Here is a 20,881-nt window from a genome sequence, read left to right on the forward strand (position 1 = left end):
TGGGGTGCGTTGTGGACCGCGTGCGGCGGTCGCTGTGGTGGGGTGCGTTGTGGACCGCGTGCGGCGGTCGCTGTGGTGGGGTGCGTTGTGGACCGCGTGCGGCGGTCGCTGTGGTGGGGTGCGTTGTGGACCGTGTGCGGCGGTCGCCATAGTGTCGAGAGGTGGACGTCGCCACCTTGACCCCCGCGCAGGCGCGGGCCCGCTTCCGCGTCGGCGAACGGGTGCCCACCGCGGGCTGGTGCCGCGGCTGGACGCAGGCCAACCTGATCGCCGTGCCCGCCGCCCTGCGGTACGAGCTGCTGCTGTTCGCCCACCGCAACCCCCGGGCGTGCCCCGTGCTGGACGTGGGCGAGCCGGGCGCCTGGTCGACCACCCTGTTCCGCGGCGACCTGCGCACCGACCTGCCCGGCTACCGCCTCTACCGCGACGGCGAGCCCGTGGCCGACCTGGACGAGGTGACCGGGCAGTGGCGGGCCGACCTCGTGCCGTTCCTCATCGGCTGCAGCTTCACCTTCGAGGCGGCGCTGCTGGCCGCCGGCGTCCCGGTACGGCACCTGGAGCAGGGCAGGAACGTGCCGATGTACCGCACGAACGTGCCGTGCGAGTCCACCGCCTCGCTGTCGGGGCCGCTGGTCGTCTCGATGCGACCGGTCCCGGAGGAGCTGGTGCGGCGGGCCGTCGAGGTGAGCGGCAGGTATCCGCGGGTGCACGGCGCGCCGGTGCACGTGGGCGACCCGGCCGCGATCGGCGTGCCCGACCTGGGGCGCCCCGACTTCGGTGACCCGGTGGAGCTGCGGCCGGGGGACGTGCCGCTGTTCTGGGCCTGCGGGGTGACGCCGCAGGCGGCGGTCATGGCGAGCGGCGTGGAGTACGCGATCGGTCATCTGCCCGGTCACATGGCCGTGCTGGACGTCCGGGACGACGACTATCGAGCGACTTGACCAGATATTTCGCGGTATAGGTGGATGCTTCGGTCAGTTCGGCCGGGGTGCCTTCGAAGATCACCTCGCCGCCGTGCCGGCCGGCCTCGGGGCCGAGGTCGATGACCCAGTCGGCGTGCTTGACCACGTCGAGGTCGTGCTCGACGACGATGACCGTGTCGCCGCCGTCCACCAGCCGGTCGAGCAGGGCCAGCAGCGTGTCCACGTCGGCCATGTGCAGCCCGGTCGTCGGCTCGTCGAAGACGTACACCTGGCCGCGCTCGCGCATCCGGTGCGCCAGCTTGAGCCGCTGCCGCTCCCCGCCGGACAACGTGCTGAGCGGCTGCCCGAGGGTCAGGTAGCCGAGCCCCAGCTCGCCGAGCCCGCCGATGCCCGGCAGGTCGAACAGGCCCGCGGCCTCCTCGGCCGTCATCGCCAGCACGTCCGCGATCGTGCGGCCCTCCACCGTGTACGACAGCGCCTCCGGGCTGTACCGGCTGCCTCCGCACGCGTCGCACACCCGGGTCACCGGGTCCATGAACGCCAGGTCCGTTCTGATCTCGCCGCGCCCCTTGCACACCGGGCACGCCCCCGCCGAGTTGAAGCTGAACATGCCCGGCCGCACCCCGTTCGCCTGGGCGAACAGCCTGCGCAGCGGGTCCATGGCGTCGAGGTACGTCGCCGGGGTCGAGCGCGGCGAGCCGCCGATGGCCGACTGGTCGATGAGCACCACGTGCGGGTGCCGGGCGACCAGCTCCTGGCGCATCAGCGTGCTCTTGCCCGACCCGGCCACCCCGGTGACCGCGGTGAGCACGCCGAGCGGCACGCGTACGGTGACGTCCTTGAGGTTGTGGGCGTTCGCGCCCTCGACGGTCAGCCAGCCGGCGGGGGCGCGCACGGCGTCCTTGAGCCCGGTGACCCGCCGCAGCATGCGGCCGGTCAGCGTGCCGCCGGACGTCAGCGCCGCCACCGTGCCCTCGAACACGACCCGGCCGCCCCGCGCGCCCGCGCCCGGCCCCATGTCCACCACGTGGTCGGCCAGCTCGATCAGGTCGCGGTCGTGCTCGACGACCAGCACCGTGTTGCCCTTGTCGCGCAGCTCCACCAGCAGGTCGCCGAGCCGGTGGACGTCACGCGGGTGCAGCCCCACGCTGGGCTCGTCGAAGATGTACGTCATGCCGGTGAGGCTGCTGCCCAGGTTCCGCACGGTCTTGAGCCGCTGCGCCTCGCCGCCCGACAACGTCGGCGTCCCGCGGTCGAGGCTGAGGTAGCCGAGACCGATGGCGTCGATCCGGCGCAACGACTCCACCGCCGCCTCCGCCACCGGGTCGCCCAGGCCCTCCAGCACGCCGATGAGGTCGGTCACCTCCATCGCGCAGTGGTCGGCGATGGACCGCCCGTCGATGCGCGAGGCCAGCGCGGCCGCGTTGAGCCGCCGGCCGCCGCACTCCGGGCACGTGGCCTGCCGCACGTACGGCGCCGCCGCCTTGTCGAGCTGGTCGAGGTCGCGCTTGAGGTGGATCCGCTCGAACCGGGTGACCAGCCCCTCGTAGGTGTTGGTGTACTCGCCACGGCTGACCTTGAAGCCGCCGCCGTACAGCAGCAGGTCGCGCTCCTGCGGCGTGAAGCCGCGCAACGGCTTGTCCGGGTCGAACAGCCCGGACCTGGCGTAGAGCTGCCACACGTACGACCCGGGCGGTGCCATGCGGATCGCGCCCTCGTTCAGTGAGAGGTCCTCGTCGAGCAGCTTGCCGACGTCGGCCTCCACCTTCTTCCCCAGACCGTCGCAGACCGGGCACATGCCCTGCGGGTCGTTGAACGAGTACGCCGTCGCGGGCCCCGCCGACGGCTCGCCGCGCCGCGAGAACAGCACCCGCAGGATCGCGTGCACCTCGGTCATGGTGCCCACGGTCGAGCGGGCGCCGCCGCCGACCGGCTTCTGGTCCACGATCACGGCGGCGGTCAGGCCGGACATGCGCTCGGCGCGCGGGCGCTCGTGCTTGGGCAGCCGGTTCCTGACGAACGCGCTGAAGGTCTCGTTGAGCTGCCGCTGCGACTCCGTGGCGATGGTGCCGAACACGATCGAGGACTTGCCCGACCCCGACACGCCGGTGAACACCGTCAGCCGCTCCTTGGGCAGCCGCAGCGAGACGTCCTTGAGATTGTTCTGCCGCAGGCCGATCAGCTCGATGTCGCGCGACACGTGCCACACCCCCAATAGCTTTGGCTACTACCTATAGCCTAAGCTAATCCATGTGGCTGACATTCCCGACCGGCGAGCACGACGGCGAGCCGAGACGCAGGCCGAGATCCTCGGCATCGCCCTCGACGTGATGGCGGAGGAGGGCGTCGCCGGGCTGAGCCTGGCGACCGTGGCCAGGCGGCTCGGCATCCAGCCGCCGTCGCTGTACAAGTACTTCCCGTCCCGGCACGCGGTCTACGACGCCCTGTTCAGGCGCGGGCAGGAGGGCTACCTGGCGGCCGTGCGGCGGGGGGCCGAGCCGCATGAGCCGGGGCTGGCCGCCATGGGGCCGTCCCTGGAGGCCGGAGCGCGGTGGATCATGGAGAACCAGGTGCTGGCCCAGTTGATGTTCTGGCGGCCGGTGCCGGGGTTCGCGCCCTCGCCCGAGGCGTACGCGCCCGCGCTGGCCGTCCACGAGCACTTCGCCGAGCTGATCAGGGCCGCCGTCGGGCGCGGTGAGCTGCATCCCGACGCCGCGGGCGAGGAGGGGCTGGCCCTGGCCGCGAGCCTGATCGCCGGGCCGGTGTCCCAGCAGCTCAGCAACGAGCCGGGCGCCTCCTACGAGGAGGGGCGGTTCACCCGGCTCGTCCCCCGGCTGCCGGCCGTGTTCGCGGCGGTGTACCCGCCGCCGTGAGCTGGCCGCGGCGGTGTACCCGCCGCCGTGAGCTGGTCGCCGATCGGTGGCGCGCCCCGCCGGTTGTCGATCTCCAGGTGCGGCACGACGGGCGGCTCGTCCACCCGGATGTTCCGCAGGTAGTCGGCGAAGGCCGCCAGCTTGCCCGCGTCCCTGGCCAGGCCGCGCGCCTCCAGCCGGGCGCGCAGCGTCGGCCCGTCCGAACGCACCCACAACAGGCGCACGGGCGGGCCGCCCAGCTCCGCCACCCACCGCGCCCAGCGCGCCGCGTCGTGCACCTGCGCGGTGAACGGGCCGTCGAGCAGCACCGGGCAGCCGTGGCCGCGGATCTGCGCGGCGATCCTGGTCAGGCCGGTGTACTCGTGCTGCTTGACGTGCCGGTCGTACCAGGGGCCCTCGCGCTCGCCCTGGTCGCGGCCGTGGGCCCGCAGGACCTCCGCGACGAGGTCGCCGTAGACGGTGTCCTTGTCGAGCAGGGCGGGCACCGGCGACAGGCGGGCCAGCAGCTCGGCCGCCACGGTGGACTTGCCCGCCCCCGGCGGCCCGCTGATCACCCACACGGTCGTCATGCGCCCAACCTACGCGGATCTGCGTACACGGGTGCCTCGCCTGGGCGGACGACGTCCGGCGCGCCCGCGGACAGACTTCCTGCTCATGCTGACCGTCTTCGCCAGAGCGTTCCGGGTGCCGGAGCTGCGCAGGAAACTGCTGTTCACCTTGGGGCTGATCGTGCTGTTCCGCCTCGGCCAGATCATGCCCGCGCCCGGCGTGGACGTCGTGGCCGTGCGGCAGTGCGTGGGCTCGGCGAGCGGCGGCGTCTTCGACATGATGCAGATGCTCAGCGGCGGCGCGATGCTCCAGCTGTCGGTGTTCGCGCTGGGCGTCATGCCGTACATCACGGCCAGCATCATCCTGCAGCTGTCCGCCGTCGTGGTGCCGCGGCTCGACACGCTCAGGAAGGAGGGGTCCAACGGGCAGGCGCGGATCACCCAGTACACCCGTTACCTGACCGTCGGCCTCGCCGTCCTGAACGCCACGACCGTGGTCACCCTGGCCCGCTCGGGGAACTTGCTGCCCGGCTGCGCCCGTCCGCTGCTGCGCGACCAGGGGCTGCTCGCGGTGTCGGTGATCGTGGCGACGATGGTCGCTGGCACCTGCGTGGTCATGTGGATGGGCGAGCTGATCACCGACCGGGGGATCGGCAACGGCATGTCGATCCTGATGTTCACGCAGGTCGTGGCGGTGTTCCCGGGGTACATGGCGAAGATCTTCGTGCTCACCCCGTTCGGGTTCGCGGTGATGCTGGCGGCCGGGTTGTGCCTGGTGGCGGCGGTGGTGTTCGTCGAGCAGGCCCAGCGGCGGGTGCCCGTCCAGTACGCCAAGCGCATGGTGGGGCGGCGCATGTACGGGGGGAGCAGCACGTACATCCCGCTCAAGGTCAACCAGGCGGGGATCGTGCCGGTGATCTTCACCTCGTCGCTGCTCTACGTGCCGACGCTGGCCGCGCCGCTGCTCGGCGCGGAGGCGGGCGCCTGGGTCTCGCGCAACCTGACCGCCGGGACCCATCCGCTCTACATGAGCGTGTACGTGCTGCTGATCGTCTCCTTCGCCTACTTCTACGTCGCGATCACCTTCAATCCCGTCGAGGTGGCCGACAACATGCGGCGGTTCGGGGGGTTCGTGCCGGGGATCCGGCCGGGCGCGCCGACGGCCCGCTACCTGGCGTACGTGTTGTCGCGGCTGACCGCGCCCGGAGCCGTCTACCTCGGCGTGCTGGCGCTGCTGCCGCTGGTGGCGTTCGCGATCCTGCGCGACCCCGGCACGCAGCAGAACTTCCCGTTCGGCGGGACCAGCGTGCTCATCATGGTCGGCGTCGGGCTGGACACGGTCAAGCAGATCGAGGCCCAGCTCCAGCAGCGCAACTACGAGGGCTTCCTGCGGTAGGCCGCGTGCCCGGCAGGGGGGTTTCCTCCGGTGGGCCGCGTGCCCGGCTCAGACCGGCGGCGCGAGACCGGCCCGCATGGCGAACACCACGAGCTGGGCCCGGTCGCGGGCGCGCAGCTTGACCATGGCCCGGCTGACGTGCGTGCGCACGGTGTCGGGGCTGATCACCAGCTCCCTGGCGATCTCGTCGTTGGACCGGCCCGTCGCCACCCACGCCACCAGCTCGCGCTCGCGCGGGGTGAGCGTGCCCAGGCCCTCGACGGGCTCGGCGCCGCCGCGGCCGAACAGGCCGATGACCTTCCTGGTGATGGACGGCGACAGCAGCGCCTCGCCCGCCGCCACCACGCGCACGGCGTTGACCAGTTCGTCGGGCGCGCTGTCCTTGAGCACGAATCCGCTCGCCCCGGCCTGGAGGGCGGCGAAGACGTACTCGTCGACGGCGAACGTGGTCACCACGACGATCCGGGTGCCGGCCAGCGTGGGATCGGCGGCCACGGCGCGCAACGCGGACAGGCCGTCGGTGCCGGGCATGCGGATGTCGAGCAGCAGCACGTCGGGACGGGTGCGGCGGATCAGGTCGAGCGCCGCCGCGCCGTCGGCCGCCTCGCCCACGCACTCCATGCCGGGCTCCCGCTCCAGCAGCGCCCGCAGCCCCATCCGCACGACGGCCTGATCGTCGGCGACCGCCACCCTGATCACGCGGCCCCCGGCGTCCGTACCGGGCACGGCTGTGCCGGCGGCGGGCGCGTCCGGGCCTGTCTGGACGGGGGTGTGCGCGTCCGGGCCTGTCTGCAGTGGGGTTGGGCCGGGGGTGTGCGCGTCTGGGCCTAGGTGGTGGGGGCCTGGGCCGGGGGTGTGCGCGTCCGGGCCTGGGGGGTGGGGGCCTGGGCCGGGGGCGGTCATGCCTCGTACCGGGGGAAGCGGGCGGTCACCTGGAAGCCGCCGCCCTCGCGGGGCCCGGCGATGAGCCGGCCGCCCGCCTCGGTGACGTGGGCGCGCATCCCGGCCAGCCCGCGGCCCTCGGCGGCGCCGTTCCAGCCCGCGCCGCGGTCGGCCACCTCCAGGACGAACGCGCACGGGCCGTCGGCCAGGCGCACCGAGGCCCTGGTCGGGCCGGCGTGCCGGAGCACGTTCGTGAGGGATTCGCGGACCACCCGGTAGACGGCGTCCTTGAGGTGGGCGGGCACGGCGGGATCGGTGGGCTCGACGTCGACCGGCAGACCCGCGGCGCGTACGCCGGCGATGAGGCCGGGCAGGTCGGCGGCCGGCGGGTCGATGCCGTCGAGCGCGGCGCGCAGGTGGGCCAGGGCGGTGGTGCTGGTCTCCCTGATCGCCCGGAGCGAGGCCCGTGCCTGCTCGGGGTCGTCGTCGAGGACGACGAGCGCGAGCCCCGCCTGCATGGCGATGGCGGCGAGCCCGTGACCGGCGGCGTCGTGCACCTCCCCGGCGATCCGCGCCCGCTCGGCCGCCACCACCTCGGCCTTGCCGAGGAAGGCCCCCGACCGCCCGAGCACGACGTCCGCCTGCCCGAACACGATTTCCGCCGCGTGCGGGACGGTCTGCGGGATGGCGTCCGCCGTGTGCGTGACGGCCCCCGCTGTGTGCCGGACGGTCTCCGCTGTGTGCGGGACGGCGTCCGGCGTGTGCGGGGTGGCGGTCGCGGAGGCATCGTCGGCGGCGGCGGGCCGGGCGGGACGAACGGTGGCGGCGGGATGGGCGACCGCGGGCGCCGGGATCCCCCACGCCGCACCCACCGGCCAGGCCCCGCGCCCCCAAGCCGCCTCCCCGGCCCCCAGACCGCACAACGCCCCGCCCCCACCAACGGGCACACCCGGGACGAACGCGGACGGCGACGAGGAATGGGAAGCGAGCGCGGACGACGACGCGGTGTGCGAGGCGAGCGCGGACGCCTGCGTGCTCTGGGAGGCGAGCGCGGACGACGACGCGGTGTGCGAGGCGAGCGCGGACGGCGGTGGGGCGGTGTCGGAGGCGTGGGACGAGGGCGGGGGCTCGGCGTCGGCGGCGGCCGCCGCTGCCGCGGCCCTGGCCTGCGCGAGGCCGCTGAACGACCACGGGAGGGCCAGCCACCCGGCCCAGGCCAGCATGACGACGACCGGGACGTCACCCGCCCGGCTCAGGCGCGACAGCGCCGCGACCGACCTGCGCAGGCGCCCGCCGCGTTGCGTGTGCTCGCTCACCATCCCCCACCCGGCCAGGCTCGTGTCGCCCCGATCCTAGCGAGTTCTGGGCGGCACGGTCCGATCACCGCCCGCCCGGCCGCCCCGAGACGATCTTGACGACAGGGCCCGGATCAGCCCCTCGGGCCTGCACACGCCCCTCGACGAGGGACTGCCCGCCCGTCGGGCTCAGCGTTCGGTCGGCCAGCCGGCGCAGGGACCGAGGTTCGGTCGGCCAGCCGGCGCTGGGACGGCGGGGTTCGGTTGGTCAGCCGGTGTCGGGGCGGGGTCCCGGGTCAGCGCATGCCGTCGGTGAGCCAGCGTAGGGGGTTGTCGTGGGTGATCAGGCGGATGACGTCCTCGCCGGTGCCGGCCTCGCGCAGGCGGGGGAGCAGGCTGTGGAACAGGTGGGCGTAGCCGCAGCCGCCGTACCGCTGGACCTGGGCCACGCGGCTCAGGCCGGTGCTGAGGAGCAGGCGGTCGGCGTGGCCGTCCTCGATGAGGCCGAGCGCGATCCTGGCCGCCTGGTCGGGGCCGAGCGCCAGGACGCTGAGGCTGACGTACGCGCCCGCCTCGGCGATCTTGCGGGCGCCGCCCAGGTCGCCGGAGTAGCCGGCGGCCACGCGGGAGCCGGGCAGGTTCTCGCCGAGCAGGATCTCCAGCAGCGCCGGGGCGTTCTGACCGTGGGTGGCGACGGGCAGGCGCGACTGCCGGGAGGCGCGGGCGGCGGCGCGCAGGCAGCGCTCCTCGCGGGCGGTGGGCTCGGCGCCCCAGCTGCCGACCTCGCCGATCACGCCGGGGAAGACACCCGTGCCGTCCACGCCGCTGGAGATCTCGGTCATCAGGCGCCGGGTGAGCTGCTCGACGTCCTCGTCGCCGACGTCGGTGAACGGCTGGGCGAAGAAGCCGGTCGAGGCGATCACCGGCACCCGGCTGCCCGCCGCGATGCGGGCCAGGGCGGCGGCGTCGCGGCCCATGCCGAGACAGGTGAGCTCGACCACCAGGTTGAGCTCGTCGGACTGGCGCAGCTCGCGGAGCTCCGCGGTGACAGTGGTCTCCTCGTCGAGCCAGCGGTGGGGGTCGGAGTCGATGCCGACCGCCCAGCGCATGTCGTTGCGCAGGTGCTCGTGGGGGAGTACGGCGCCGTTCACCGCTGCCGCGCGGATCGGGCCGGTGACGGTGCGAAGGATGACCTCGGGCATAGCCGACATTAACCGATAGTTGCCGTAATACCCTTACTTCTGGCGGGAAATTTTACTCTTCGTCCTGTTTGGCGGCCTGCTAGTGGTCTGCAAGTGTTCCTGCCAATGTGGGCCGTATCCTGAGAGGCAGCCGACGACACGGGGGAGACGTGCCGATCCAGAACTCCGAGACGGGCGACGCCGACGTGATGAAGGACGAGGCCGCCGACCGCTCCGCCATGCCCGCCCGCCGCGGCGGTCTGAAGGGCCGGCTCGACGGCATACGGTCCACCCGCGCGGGCGCGCTCACGCTGAAGATCGTGGTCGGCGTCATCGGCGCGGTGATGGTGGTCGGCGGCCTGATCATGGTGCCGTTCCCCGGGCCTGGCTGGCTCGTGGTGTTCGCCGGGCTGGCGGTGCTGGCCACCGAGTTCCACTGGGCCCACCGGGTGCTGGAGTTCGGCAAGCAGACGCTGCACGCCTGGACGCAGTGGTACAAGCGGCAGGGCTGGACGGTGCGCATCCTCGTGCTGCTGGTGACCGTGGCCGCCGCCGCGGTGATCGTCTATTTCGGCATGCTGACGCTCGGCATCGACCTGCTGGAGATCGCCCAGCGTTTCGTCTAGTTCCGCGGGGGCTTTCAGACCGGGTCGGTATCGTTCCCGGAATCGCCGCCTTTCCCTGCCTATTCTGCGGGCGTGCTCGCTCACCTCGCCGTCGCGCTGTCGCTGACGTTCCTCGCCCCGGCCGCCGCTCGGGCCGACCTGACGTTGCCGGAAACCGGCGGCATGAAATATCACGAGAAATCGGGCGACCCGGTACGGCTCAGCGCGTACGGCCTCGGCACCGGCCGCACGTACCTGCGCGCCGTCACCGGCGATGCCTTCACCCGGCAGAAGGGCCTGTCGGAGGTGGCGGTCTCGCCCGACGGCCGCCTGACGGCCGGGGTGCCGTCGTCCTACCGGGCGGGCTACGACTCCGTGGTCGTCACCGACCGGGCCACCGGCAAGACCGCGCGGATCCGTACCGTCAAGAAGCCCATGACGGCCGCCTACGCCTCCTGGTCCAGGGACGGCAGGAAGCTCGCGCTCACCGTCGAGCAGAAGAGCGGCGGGACGTGGCGGGTGCTCGGCTTCACGGTGGTGGACGTGCGCGCGGGCACCGCGAGCACGGTCCGCGTCGCGGGCCTGGCCCGGAAGGCCGGGTTCTGGTGGAGCCCCGACGGCAACCTCGTCAGCATGTACGGCACCGGCCTGCGCGTCTACCGCCCCACGGACGGCGCGGTGCTGCGCACGTACGCGGACGTGGGCCTGCCGACCGGCCCCGAGGACTCCTACGCGCCCTCGGGCAAACGCCTGACGACGTGGTGCCCCTCGCGGTTCAAGGAGCAGGTGTGCCTGGTCGACCTGGCCACCGGCGCGATCGCCCAGCGCGTGGCCGTCAAGCCGGCGGCCCTGTTCGGCTGGTGGGACGACACCCACCTGATCGCCGTCACGACGGAAGGGAAGGGCCGCCGCCTGTCGGTGCTCGACCTGACCGGCCGGACGACGCGGGTGCTCGCGGACGTGCCCGCCGCCACCTGGGCCGCCGAGCTGTGGGTCAACTTCGCCAGGACCCGGGTGTCATAGGTACAGGCCGGTGCCGTGGTCGGTCTCCTGGGTGGCCACCGCGTGCAGGTCGCGCTCGCGCATGACGAGGTAGACCCGCGCGTGCACCTCGACCTCGAACTGGTCTTCCGGGTTGAACAGCACCTTGTCGCCCACCTTGACCGCGCGCACGTTCGTGCCGACGCCGCAGACCTCGCCCCACGACAGCCGGTTGGCCATCTTGACCGTCGCGGGGATGACGATCCCGGAGCCGCTGCGCCGCTCCTCGGCCTCCTGCTCCAGCCGGATCATCACCCGGTCGTGCAGCATCTGAATCTCGAACTTGGGCGCTTCCACGGGTCACAGTTTACGAGCCGCCGCAGCTCCGGAATCCCGCGGTCGTCCCAGGTCCCGCCTTTCCCGGGGATCGGGTCACGGCAGCAGGAGCTCGGCGTACACCGGACGGTGGTCGCTGCCGACCGGCGCGAGCACCCGGAAGTCCCGCACCGCCATGCGGTCGCCGGCCAGCACGTGGTCGATCGTCACGCCGGGCAGCGGCCCCCATCCGCCCCACGTCGTGGACAGGCCGCGGCCCATGGCGTCGGCCGCGTCGCGGTAGCCGGCGGCCAGCAGCTCGCGGAGCGGGAGGTGGTCGAGGGTGGCGTTGAAGTCGCCGGCCAGCACGCGCAGCCGTCCGCCGCCGCGCGGCAGGCGCTCCAGCCCCGCCAGCCAGCACGGCTGCCTCCCCGTCCGCTTGGGGGCGCACGGGTGCACCGAGACGATCTCCACCCGGGCCCCGCCGGGGTACGTCAGCACGGCCGTGGCCTGGCCGAACCCGCCCTCCTCGATCAGCTCGCCGGCGGTGAGGGGATGGCGGGCGTACACGGCCGAGCCGCCCACGCCCTTGGCGGGCCACGTCGCCGCGTACGGCAGCAGCTCGCGCAGCCCGGCCGCCGCCAGCCGCCGCTCGGCGACGGGCGTGAACTCCTGCAATGTCAGCACGTCCGGCCGCAGCGACCTGACCTGCGCGGTCAGCTCGGCCGCGTCGGCCGTGCCGACCAGCAGGTTGGCGGCCAGCACGCGCAGCGGCGCGCCGTGGGCGGCCGGCGCGGGGTCGGGCAGGGCGCGGGGCAGCACCGCGACGCCCAGCGCCAGCACCGTGACCAGCGCGACCGCCCCCGCCGCCCACCGTCGCAGCAGCCCGGCGAGTACCAGGCCCAGTGCCGCCCCCACCGCCGCGTGCGGCGTGAACGCGACCACCGGCACCCAGGGCCAGTCCGGCTCGAACCCGCTCAGGCGCACCGCCGCCCAGACGGTGAACGGCGTCACCGCGATCCAGCTCATCCAGCTACGCACGTTCTGTATCGCCATATGTCGTGAAAGGCGTTCACGGCGTGAGAAAGTGTGCTGCATGCGCGACGTGGAAGCCCGGGTCCTGAACGCCATCGACGAGGCGGAGACCGTCGGCCTGCTGGCCGAGACGGTGCGCGTCCCGAGCGTCACGGGCACCGACGCTGAGTCCGACCTCCAGCACCGCTTCGCCCGCCTGCTCACCGAGGCCGGCCTGGACGTGGACGTCTGGAAACTCGACCTCGCCGACCTCACCGCGCGCGCCGGTTTCCCCGGCACCGAGGCCCCCAGGCAGGAGGGCTACGGCGTCGTCGCCGTGACGGAGGGCGAGGGCGTGCCGGCGCTGGCCCTCCAGGGCCACGTGGACGTCGTCCCGACCGGCGACCTGGCCAAGTGGGAGGGCAGCGACCCGTTCGCCGCCCGGATCACCGGCGACGTGCTGCACGGCAGGGGCGCCTGCGACATGAAGGCCGGCCTGGTGGCCAACCTGGCCGTCGTGCGGGCGCTGAAGCGGGCGGGGGTGCGCCTGGCCAGACCCCTCGCGGTGCACTGCGTGATCAGCGAGGAGGACGGCGGCCTCGGCGCGTTCGCCACCCTGGCCAGGGGCCACACGGCGGAGGCCGCGGTGATCACCGAGCCCACCAGCGGCGCGGTCATCACCGCCAACGCCGGCGCGCAGACCTTCCGGCTGGAGATCGCCGGCCGCGCCGCGCACGGCGCCACGCGGTACGAGGGCGTCAACGCGATCGAGGTCTTCTGGCCGGTGTTCGAGGCGATCAGGCGCCTGGAGGCCGAACGCAACCGGGACGTGCCGGAGCTCTTCGGCGCCAACCCCATGCCGTACCCCATCGAGGTCGGCACCGTGCGGGCGGGCGACTGGGCGAGCACCGTGCCGGACCTGCTGGTCGCCGAGGGACGCCTCGGCGTGCGCCTGGACGAGGACCCGGCCGCGGCGCGGGCGGCCTTCGAGGAGGCCGTCGCCTCCACCGGCCATCCGTGGCTGCGGGACAACCCGCCTGCGGTGACCTGGCCGGGCGGCCAGTTCGCCAGCGGCCGGCTGCCCGCCGGGCACGAGCTGCTCGGCGCGGTCAACCAGGCCGTCGCCGACGTCGCGGGCCGCCGTCCGGCCGAGGCCGCCGCGCCGTACGGGAGCGACCTGCGCCTGTACGCGGCGGGCGGCGTCCCGACCCTGCACTACGGCCCGGGGGACGTCCGGTTCGCGCACGCGCCCAGGGAGCAGGTCGAGCTGGCCGAGCTGCGCGAGGTCACCCGCGCGCTGGCGCTGCTCGCGGTGCGCCGCTGCGGCGTCCTGTGAGCAGTTCCCGGTACGACGGTCACAGGGACGACTCGACCGGCAGGCCGGCCCCGACCCAGTCCTCGATGCCCTCGACGTACCGGCGCACGTCGGTGTAACCGAGCGCGGTCAGCCGGTTGGCCACGGCCTTGCTGTTGCCGCAGGCGGGGTTGGAGCAGTAGGTGACGATGGTGGCGTCCTTGTCGGGCAGCAGCTCGGCGGCGCGCTCGGCGACCTCGCTCTCCACTAGGGCGACGGCCCCGGGCAGGTGCTGCTGGGCGTAGTAGGAGCCGCCGAGCGTGTCGAGCACGGTCACGCTGCCCAGACGGGCGTGCAGCTCCTCGCGGGTGATGGTCATTGTGGCCTCCGAGCGAAATGGACTAGAGTCCGGATGTGTGAATGGCCAGGAACCTAACGGACCGCAGTCCGGTTCGTCAAGCGAGCCGCTGGAGCTGCTGACCGGCAAACCGGTCAGGGAACGCGCGGACGCGGCCCGCAACAGGGAGAAGGTGCTCGCGGCCGCCGCGCGGCTGTTCGCCGAGAAGGGCGTGGAGGCCGTGTCGATGGACGCGGTCGCCGCCGAGGCGGGCGTCGGCAAGGGCACGCTGTTCCGCCGGTTCGGCGACAAGTCGGGGCTGGCGGTGGCGCTGCTGGACGCCCGCGAACGCGCCCTGCAAGAGCGCGTGCTGTCGGGGCCGCCGCCCGTCGGCCCCGGCGCTCCGGCCGCCGAGCGCCTGACCGCCTTCACGGCCGCCTACCTCGACTACCTCTACGCCCACCTGGACCTGGTGCGGATGTCCGAGACGGCGAGCCCGGGGGCCCGCTACCGCATCGGCGCCTACCGCTTCTGGCACCGCCACGTCGCGATCCTGCTGGCCGAGGCCCGGCCCGGCGGCGACGCCGACGTGCTCGCCCACACCCTGCTGGCCGCGATGGGCGCGGAGGCGGCCGGGGTGCTGCGGGAGGAGTACGGCCGTGAGCGCGCGACCGCGGGCATCACGGCCCTGGCCGCCGCCCTCGCCCAGCCGGTCTAGCTCAAGCGGTCTGGCTCAGGCGGGGGCGGTCACCCGCCGCCGCGCCTCGGGCACGATCATCGGCGTGCCCGACTGCGGGTCCTGGATGATCTCGCACCGCAGCTCGAACACCCGGTGGACCAGCTCGGGCGTGACGATCTCGGCCGGCACGCCCTCGGCCACGACCTCGCCGGCCCGCATGACGATCAGGTGGGTGGCGTACCGGCACGCCTGGTTGAGGTCGTGCAGCACGGCGACCATGGTCCGGCCGGCCTCGTGCAGGTCGGCGCACAGGTCGAGCACCTCGATCTGATGGGAGATGTCCAGGAACGTGGTGGGCTCGTCCAGCAGCAGGATCGGCGTCTCCTGGGCCAGCGCCATGGCCAGCCACACCCGCTGCCGCTGCCCGCCGGACAGCTCGTCCACGATCCGGTCGGCCAGCCCGGCGACGTCGGTCGCGCGCATGGCCTCGGCCACGGCCGCCTCGTCGGCCCTCGACCACTGGCGCATGAGCCGCTGGTGCGGGTAGCGGCCGCGGGCCACCAGGTCGGCCACGCTGATCCCGTCGGGCACGATCGAGCTCTGCGGCAGCAGGCCCAGCCGCCGCGCCACCTCCTTCGACGGCAGCGCGGTGATCACGCTGCCGTCCAGGTGCACGGCGCCCTTCCTGGGCCTGAGCATCCTGGCCAGCGCGCGCAGCAGCGTGGACTTGCCGCACGCGTTCGGGCCGATGATCACGGTGAAGGACTCGTCCGGGATCGCCACGCTGAGCTCGGTGGCCACGACGCGCTGGTCGTAGGCGAGGGTGAGGCCGGTGCCCGACAGGCGGTGGTCAACCATCAGTGACGGTCCTTTCGCAGGAGCAGGGCGAGGTACGTGCCGCCGACGGCGGCGGTGACCACCCCGACGGGAAGCTGGGTCGGCGCGAGCAGCCGCTGGGCGACCAGGTCGGAGGCGGTCAGCAGCACCGCGCCCATGAGCGCCGAGGCGCCCATCGTGACGCCGGGGGAGCGGGTCAGCCGGCGGGCGATCTGCGGCGCGGCCAGCGCGACGAAGACGACGGGCCCGGCCGCCGCGGTGGCCACGCCGGTCAGCAGCACCCCGGCGGTGATGGCCGCGGCCCGTACGGCCTCGACCTTGACGCCCATGGCCCGGGCCGCGTCGTCGCCCATCTCGATCATCCGCATCGGCCGGGCCACCAGCGCGCACACCGGCAGCAGGACGGCCAGCGCCACCGCGACCGGGATCGCGTGGTCCCACCCGCGCCCGCTGAGGCTGCCGGTCAGCCACGCGCCCGCGGTGGCCGCGTCGTTGATGTTGGCCCTGGTCAGCAGGTAGTTGTTGACCGCCAGCAGCAGCGTGTTCGCGCCGATGCCGACCAGCACCAGCCGGTAGCCCTGCACGCCGCGCCGGAAGGCCAGCGCGTAGACCAGGACGGCGGTGACCACGCAGCCGGCCAGCGCGCCGCCCGCGATCGTCATGGCCGAGCCGCCCGCGACGACGGCGAGGATGCCGCCCGTCGAGGCGCCGGCGGTGAAGCCGATGAAGTCGGGGCTGCCCAGCGGGTTCTTGGTCAGGCTCTGGAAGATCGCGCCGCCCGCCCCGAACGCCGCCCCCACCAGCAGCCCGGTGACCACGCGCGGGGCCCGCAGCCTCCTCACGATCAGCTCGGCGACCGGCGTGCCCTGGCCGAACAGGGCGTCCAGGATGTCGGGCACGGAGACGGTGAACTCGCCGGTGGCGATCGCCGCCACGCCCACCCCGCAGCCGACCGCCACGAGGGCGGCGCAGACGAGCAGGGACCGGGGCGCGAGCCGTACGGACCAGGGGCCGAGACGTACGGTCACAGCGCCGCCACCCGCCTGCGCCGGGCCAGCAGGATGAAGATCGGCGCGCCGATCACCGCCCACACGATGCCCACCTGCACCTCTCCCGGACGCGCGATCAGCCGCCCGACGACGTCGGCGCCCAGCAGCAGCACCGGCGCGGCCAGCGCCGAGTACGGCAGCACCCACCGCTGGTCGCCGCCCACCAGCGCGCGCACGGCGTGCGGCACGACCAGCCCGACGAACCACAGTGGCCCGGCGGCGGCGGTCGCGGCCCCGCACAGCAGCGTGACGGCCACGCCGGTGAGGACGCGCGTCCTGCCGACCGCGACGCCCAGCGAGCGCCCGGCGTCGTCGCCGAGCGAGAGCATGTTGAGCGGCCTGGCCAGCGTCAGCCCGAGCGCCAGCCCCGCCACCATGAAGGGGGCCAGCCGCACCAGCGTGTCCGCGTTCTGCCCGGCCAGCGAGCCGGTCAGCCAGAACCGCATCCGGTCGAAGGTCTGCGCGTCCATGCGCAGGATCGCCGAGGCGACGGCCGTGAACACCATGCCGAGCGCGACCCCGGCCAGCGCCAGGCGTACCGGTCCGGCGCCGGAGCGCCCGGCCGCGGCCAGCGCGTAGACGACGACGGAGGCCACCGCGGCGCCGCCGAAGGCGAACCAGACGTACACGGCGGGGTCGGAGAGGCCGAACAGGCCGAGCGCGAGCGTGACGCCGAGCGCGGCGCCCTCGTTGATGCCGAGCAGCCCCGGGTCGGCCAGCGGGTTGCGGGTCAGGCTCTGGATGAGCGCCCCCGCCAGGCCCAGCGTCGCGCCGACGCCGATGCCGAGCAGCATGCGCGGGATGCGCAGCTCGCGGATGACGACGTGGTCGCTGGAGCCGTCGGGGGCGAGCAGCGCGTCGATCACCGTCGAGAACGGCACCGACCGCGCCCCGAGCGCCACGCTCGCCATCGCCACCAGCGCCAGCACCCCCGCGGTCACGACCAGCCCGCTCACCAGCACGGACGCGGACCGGCGCGGCCGCGGCCCCTCCCCGGTCACCGCCGCGGCACCGGATCGGTGTTCCACGGTCCCCGCCGGACGCCCGCCGGCGGGCTCAGCCGTGTCCTCAGCCGTGTCCTCAGCCGGGCGCACCCGACCCCCTCTCGTAGCGGTCAAACTTAGGCAAGGCTAATCTAATGTCTCCGTAAGAAGGCAAGCCTAACCTTAGGAGCTGGACATGTCGGGACCGGTATTCGCGCGCAGAGGCTTCCTGGCCGCCACGGCAGGGCTCGCGGCGGCCCTGACACTGTCGGCCTGCGGCGGCACCCGGGCGGCGGGCGACGGCGGCGCGACCGCCTCGGCCGCGCCCGCCGCGCAGGGCTGGACGTTCACCGACGACCGCGACAGGAAGCTGGACCTGCCCAAGCGCCCGTCCCGGGTGGTGGCCCAGGTGGGCGCCGCCGCCGCGCTGTGGGACTTCGGCGTGCGCCCGGTCGCCGTCTTCGGCCCGCACAAGCTCGCCGACGGATCCAGGGACCCGCAGGTCGGCAACGTCGACATCGCCAGGGTCGAGGGCCTGGGCAACGTCTGGGACGAGTTCAACGTCGAGAAGTACATCTCCCTCCAGCCCGACCTGCTGGTCAGCAGCATGTACGTCAAGGGCGATCTCTGGTACGTGCCGGCGAAGTCGAAGGAGACCATCGAGCAGGTCGCCCCCACCGCCGGCGTCATGCTCACCGGCCGCAGCGCCACCCAGGTGATCGGCAAGTACGAGGAGCTGGCCAGGTCACTCGGCGCCGACCTCCAGGGCGTGCCCGAGGCCAAGGCCCGCATGGAGGCCGCGACCAAGGAACTGGCCGCCTTCAAGGACCTCAAGATCCTCATGATGTCCGGCGGCGCCGACGCCATGTGGGTCGTCAACCCGCCCGAGTACCCCGACATCGTGCATCTCACCGAGAACGGCCTGGACGTCGTCAAGCCCGCGAAGGTGGACGACGGCGGCTTCTTCCAGACCCTGAGCTGGGAGAACGCCGACACCTACGACGCCGACGTGATCCTCTACGACACCCGTACCCAGTCGCTCAAGCCCGAGGAGATGCTGAAGAAGCCCACCTTCGCCAAGCTCCCGGCGGTCAAGGCGGGCCAGTTCTACCCGTGGCGGGCCGAGGCCCCCTTCAGCTACCAGGGCTACGCCACGTTCCTGGAGGAGCTGGTGGCGAACCTGAAGAAGGCCAGGAAGCTTCAGTAGGCCCCGCGCACCTCGACGATCTCGGCGAGCGGGAACTCCAGGTAGTCGCCGGCCTCCTCGCACCAGGCGTCGAGCGCCCCGGCGCGCAGCTCGCCGTGGCTGATCGTGGCCGTGAGGCCGTCGGCCAGCGTGATGGCCGCCCGCACCCCACGGTCGACGACGAAGCCGAGCAGCGACTGCTGGGCGGTCGGCAGCCTGGTCGCCATCCTGCCGATGACCGCCCAGGTGCGGCCGTGCTTGCCGGAGTCGTCCCGGCCGGCCGCGACCAGGCGGCGGGCGTGCTCGTGCGGGTCGGGGGCGGGCTCGGCGATCACGTACGGCGCGTGCGGCTGCGAGCCGGGCGTGAACTCCGACAGCTCGGCCACCTGCCCGCCGGGCAGCAGGATCAGCTTGCCGTTGTGCGGCTCCTCGGCCCTGGCCCGGTGGATGGTGATCTCCCCGGTGTCGGAGACGGGCACGGGGGAGTAGCCGTTCTCGCGCAGGGCGGCCAGCGTGCGCTCGGCCGGGGCCGCGCTGATCAGCACCGTGGGAGCCAGCAGCCGCAGGCCCAGCCGGGCCAGCCGCCGGTGCCCGGCGATCTCGGCGAGCAGCGCGGTGTCGCCCGCCTGCACCACGCAGCCGACCGTGGAGACCGTCACCTCGCCGTGCCGGCGCGCGGTGTCGCGCACCAGGTACTCAAGGGGCTGCGGGATCGTGCCGACCGTGGCCAGCTCGTCGAGCAGCTCGTCGGCGTCGTAGCCGTGGTCGAGCGCGCCGCGCACGCTCTCGGTGGTGAAGCGCCACACCGAGGCCGCGCCGCGCGACTCGCGCTCGGCCACCCGGTCGAGCAGCGCCGCCAGCTCGGCCGACGGCGGCCCGGTCACCACCGCGGTGAGGTCGGGCCCGAACAGCGCGCTCCTGCGCACGCTGGCCAGCGCCCTGGTGGACGCCTCGGCCAGCACCGGATCGTGCTCGACCTGCGGGACGGCGTCGTCGTTCTCGTCGCCGGGGTCGGCGGTCAGCCCGGCCAGGGCGCGGCCGAGGTCGGTGAGCGCGCCGTTGGCCAGCAGGCCGAGCAGCGTGGCCTCCTCCAGCACGGCCGGCGCGCACTCGGCCAGCAGCGCCTGGTCGAGCAGCGGGGCGTGCCAGTGGACGTTGCGCACGAGGCTGTCGCGGTCGGCGAAGGCGGTGCCGGCCGGCAGATGGGCCAGCGCCGCCAGCACGGCCCTGCGCACCCGGGCCACCGCGCTGCCCGAGGGGTCGTCGCCGAGCACGGTGGCGTACTTGCCGTCGACCTTGCGCAGGGACGACCGTTCCATCCGCCACCACGCCGACAGCAGCACCCGCAGCCGGGCCGAGCCCTCGTCGAGCCGCCAGCGGTCGAAGCGCTCGGTGGGGATCATGCCGCCCGACTGCTCGTCCCAGGCCAGCAGCCTGGCCACCGCGCAGACCTCCAGCAGCAGGCGGGTCTCGTCCTCGTCGCAGCCGGTCTCCTTGGCCACCCTGCGGACCTCGCGCACGCCCACGCCGCCGGTCTTGAGCAGCGGCAGCGGGGTCTTGGAGGTGTTGTCGAGCAGGGCCGCGCAGCGCTCGACCACGTGCGGGGCGGCCAGCGTCATCAGGTGGTCGACCTCCTCGGGGTCGACCGGGATCGAGGCCACCTCGGGCGCCTCGGGCTGGAACGGCGGATGGTAGGCGGGGCCGCGCAGGCACAGCGCCACCTCGCGGGGGATCTCGGCGACGTGCCAGCTCGGGCGGAACAGCAGGCCGTGGTCGGCGCACCACTTCTCCGGCGTGCCGGGGGTGACGAACCGGCCGCCGTCGACGTCGCGGGCGGGGCCGTCCCAGGCGAGGCGGCCGAGCAGCGCGAGCGTGCCGTCGGGGGCGGTGGCCGTCAGCCGGTCGAGGCGGCCGGGGTCGGACAGCAGCTCGATGACGCGGGCGATCGTGCGCCGCTTGTTGCCGTGCGCGGGCAGGCCGAGCACGCGGGCCAGGGCGCGCAGGGCGTCGTTGCTGATCGTCCAGGAGTTGAGGTAGTGCTCCAGCGGCTCGCCGAGGCCGAGCGGCGCCGCCCACCAGCGCGCCACGCCCTCGGCCAGATGGATCACGCCGTCGGCGTCGGGCCAGGCCAGCGCGTGGTCGTACAGATGGTCGAGCCAGGGGGCCACCGTCCGGCCCGGGACGCCGAGGAAGGCGGCCAGCCCCTCGGGCGTCGGCCGGCTCATGGTCAGGCCCGCCTCGGCCAGTTGCAGGGCGGGCAGCGGCAGCCCCCGCATGGCCTCCATGACGGCGAAGCCGTTGCCCAGGCGCTGGGCCAGCGTGTCGAGCCTGCGGGGCCAGGGCGGCGCGATGGCGTCGGGCCTGTTGGCCAGGATGCGGGCAAGCCGGTTTTCGTCTAGTGTGCGCAGCCAGCCGAGCAGGTGATCTTCCATCTGTCAGCACTCTCATGGGGTCGCGTGGGACTCACCGTGAGCCATGACCATCCACGGTAGTGCAGAGCACC

General features: G+C 73.7%; 20 protein-coding genes. 8 read left to right on the forward strand and 12 right to left on the reverse strand.

The window, feature by feature from the left end; all coding sequences use genetic code 11:
• Window positions 1-161: 161 nt before the first annotated feature.
• On the forward strand, window positions 162-941 hold the full coding sequence (locus ACWEJ6_RS35335) for a putative hydro-lyase (protein ID WP_452429412.1): 780 nt from the start codon (window positions 162-164) through the stop codon (window positions 939-941).
• Here the strand turns inward: ACWEJ6_RS35335 and ACWEJ6_RS35340 are convergent.
• Complete coding sequence (locus tag ACWEJ6_RS35340) at window positions 850-3,123, reverse strand: excinuclease ABC subunit UvrA (protein ID WP_452429414.1); 2,274 nt, start codon at window positions 3,121-3,123, stop codon at window positions 850-852. The two genes, ACWEJ6_RS35335 and ACWEJ6_RS35340, sit on opposite strands and share 92 nt — an antisense overlap.
• A 52-nt stretch (window positions 3,124-3,175) precedes the next feature.
• Between ACWEJ6_RS35340 and ACWEJ6_RS35345 the strand changes: the two genes are divergently transcribed.
• Window positions 3,176-3,796: a TetR/AcrR family transcriptional regulator gene (locus tag ACWEJ6_RS35345; RefSeq protein ID WP_452429416.1), complete on the forward strand. Its 621-nt coding sequence runs from the start codon at window positions 3,176-3,178 to the stop codon at window positions 3,794-3,796.
• Here the strand turns inward: ACWEJ6_RS35345 and ACWEJ6_RS35350 are convergent.
• A complete protein-coding gene (locus tag ACWEJ6_RS35350) occupies window positions 3,721-4,365 on the reverse strand; it encodes an AAA family ATPase (RefSeq protein ID WP_452429418.1) in 645 nt (214 codons plus the stop codon). The genes ACWEJ6_RS35345 and ACWEJ6_RS35350 overlap by 76 nt on opposite strands.
• A gap of 85 nt (window positions 4,366-4,450) precedes the next feature.
• Here ACWEJ6_RS35350 and secY point away from each other — a divergent pair, with 85 nt between their 5' ends.
• Window positions 4,451-5,740: a preprotein translocase subunit SecY gene (secY, locus tag ACWEJ6_RS35355; protein ID WP_352353596.1), complete on the forward strand. Its 1,290-nt coding sequence runs from the start codon at window positions 4,451-4,453 to the stop codon at window positions 5,738-5,740.
• A 48-nt stretch (window positions 5,741-5,788) separates the two neighbouring features.
• On the opposite strand, the gene ACWEJ6_RS35360 is transcribed toward secY, so the two are convergent.
• From ACWEJ6_RS35360 to ACWEJ6_RS35370, 3 genes are all read right to left on the reverse strand, one after another.
• Window positions 5,789-6,439, reverse strand: a complete 651-nt coding sequence (locus ACWEJ6_RS35360; protein WP_352353595.1) for a response regulator transcription factor — start codon at window positions 6,437-6,439, stop codon at window positions 5,789-5,791.
• Between the two features lie 200 nt (window positions 6,440-6,639).
• Window positions 6,640-7,941, reverse strand: coding sequence for a sensor histidine kinase (locus ACWEJ6_RS35365; RefSeq protein ID WP_452429421.1), 1,302 nt, complete (start codon window positions 7,939-7,941; stop codon window positions 6,640-6,642).
• Between the two features lie 272 nt (window positions 7,942-8,213).
• Window positions 8,214-9,119 (reverse strand): phosphotriesterase family protein, encoded by a 906-nt coding sequence (locus ACWEJ6_RS35370; protein ID WP_358302470.1) that lies wholly within the window; start codon window positions 9,117-9,119, stop codon window positions 8,214-8,216.
• A gap of 149 nt (window positions 9,120-9,268) precedes the next feature.
• Between ACWEJ6_RS35370 and ACWEJ6_RS35375 the strand changes: the two genes are divergently transcribed.
• Together ACWEJ6_RS35375 and ACWEJ6_RS35380 are read left to right on the forward strand one after the other, a co-directional pair.
• Window positions 9,269-9,724, forward strand: coding sequence for a TIGR02611 family protein (locus ACWEJ6_RS35375; protein ID WP_352327238.1), 456 nt, complete (start codon window positions 9,269-9,271; stop codon window positions 9,722-9,724).
• A 72-nt stretch (window positions 9,725-9,796) separates the two neighbouring features.
• Window positions 9,797-10,726: a hypothetical protein gene (locus tag ACWEJ6_RS35380; RefSeq protein ID WP_452429424.1), complete on the forward strand. Its 930-nt coding sequence runs from the start codon at window positions 9,797-9,799 to the stop codon at window positions 10,724-10,726.
• Here ACWEJ6_RS35380 and ACWEJ6_RS35385 read toward each other — a convergent pair.
• Together ACWEJ6_RS35385 and ACWEJ6_RS35390 are read right to left on the reverse strand one after the other, a co-directional pair.
• Window positions 10,721-11,041 (reverse strand): GroES family chaperonin, encoded by a 321-nt coding sequence (locus ACWEJ6_RS35385; RefSeq protein ID WP_357700902.1) that lies wholly within the window; start codon window positions 11,039-11,041, stop codon window positions 10,721-10,723. The genes ACWEJ6_RS35380 and ACWEJ6_RS35385 overlap by 6 nt on opposite strands.
• Window positions 11,042-11,116: 75 nt before the next feature.
• Entirely contained in the window at window positions 11,117-12,028 is a 912-nt protein-coding gene (locus ACWEJ6_RS35390) for an endonuclease/exonuclease/phosphatase family protein (RefSeq protein ID WP_452429426.1), read from the reverse strand.
• Window positions 12,029-12,095: 67 nt separating this feature from the next.
• On the opposite strand from ACWEJ6_RS35390, the gene ACWEJ6_RS35395 reads away from it, so the two are divergent.
• Entirely contained in the window at window positions 12,096-13,349 is a 1,254-nt protein-coding gene (locus ACWEJ6_RS35395; RefSeq protein ID WP_452429428.1) for an ArgE/DapE family deacylase, read from the forward strand.
• A 19-nt stretch (window positions 13,350-13,368) separates the two neighbouring features.
• Here ACWEJ6_RS35395 and ACWEJ6_RS35400 read toward each other — a convergent pair whose 3' ends face one another.
• Window positions 13,369-13,686 carry a rhodanese-like domain-containing protein gene (locus tag ACWEJ6_RS35400; protein WP_352323684.1) on the reverse strand — a complete coding sequence of 106 codons (318 nt, stop codon included), beginning with the start codon at window positions 13,684-13,686 and terminating at the stop codon, window positions 13,369-13,371.
• 37 nt (window positions 13,687-13,723) lie between these two features.
• Between ACWEJ6_RS35400 and ACWEJ6_RS35405 the strand changes: the two genes are divergently transcribed.
• Window positions 13,724-14,362: a TetR/AcrR family transcriptional regulator gene (locus ACWEJ6_RS35405; protein ID WP_452429431.1), complete on the forward strand. Its 639-nt coding sequence runs from the start codon at window positions 13,724-13,726 to the stop codon at window positions 14,360-14,362.
• Window positions 14,363-14,377: 15 nt separating this feature from the next.
• Here ACWEJ6_RS35405 and ACWEJ6_RS35410 read toward each other — a convergent pair whose 3' ends face one another.
• The 3 genes from ACWEJ6_RS35410 to ACWEJ6_RS35420 are packed head-to-tail and all read right to left on the reverse strand — an operon-like array spanning window position 14,378 to window position 17,237.
• Window positions 14,378-15,181: an ABC transporter ATP-binding protein gene (locus ACWEJ6_RS35410; RefSeq protein ID WP_452429433.1), complete on the reverse strand. Its 804-nt coding sequence runs from the start codon at window positions 15,179-15,181 to the stop codon at window positions 14,378-14,380.
• Window positions 15,181-16,188: a FecCD family ABC transporter permease gene (locus ACWEJ6_RS35415; protein WP_452429436.1), complete on the reverse strand. Its 1,008-nt coding sequence runs from the start codon at window positions 16,186-16,188 to the stop codon at window positions 15,181-15,183. The genes ACWEJ6_RS35410 and ACWEJ6_RS35415 overlap by 1 nt, the downstream gene beginning before the upstream one ends.
• Window positions 16,185-17,237, reverse strand: coding sequence for a FecCD family ABC transporter permease (locus tag ACWEJ6_RS35420; protein ID WP_452429438.1), 1,053 nt, complete (start codon window positions 17,235-17,237; stop codon window positions 16,185-16,187). The genes ACWEJ6_RS35415 and ACWEJ6_RS35420 overlap by 4 nt, the downstream gene beginning before the upstream one ends.
• Before the next feature lie 151 nt (window positions 17,238-17,388).
• Here ACWEJ6_RS35420 and ACWEJ6_RS35425 point away from each other — a divergent pair, with 151 nt between their 5' ends.
• Entirely contained in the window at window positions 17,389-18,399 is a 1,011-nt protein-coding gene (locus ACWEJ6_RS35425; protein WP_452429440.1) for an ABC transporter substrate-binding protein, read from the forward strand.
• Here the strand turns inward: ACWEJ6_RS35425 and ACWEJ6_RS35430 are convergent.
• Entirely contained in the window at window positions 18,393-20,810 is a 2,418-nt protein-coding gene (locus ACWEJ6_RS35430) for a helicase-associated domain-containing protein (protein ID WP_452429442.1), read from the reverse strand. The genes ACWEJ6_RS35425 and ACWEJ6_RS35430 overlap by 7 nt on opposite strands.
• Window positions 20,811-20,881: the final 71 nt, after the last annotated feature.

This window comes from Nonomuraea sp. NPDC004702 (assembly GCF_053601695.1).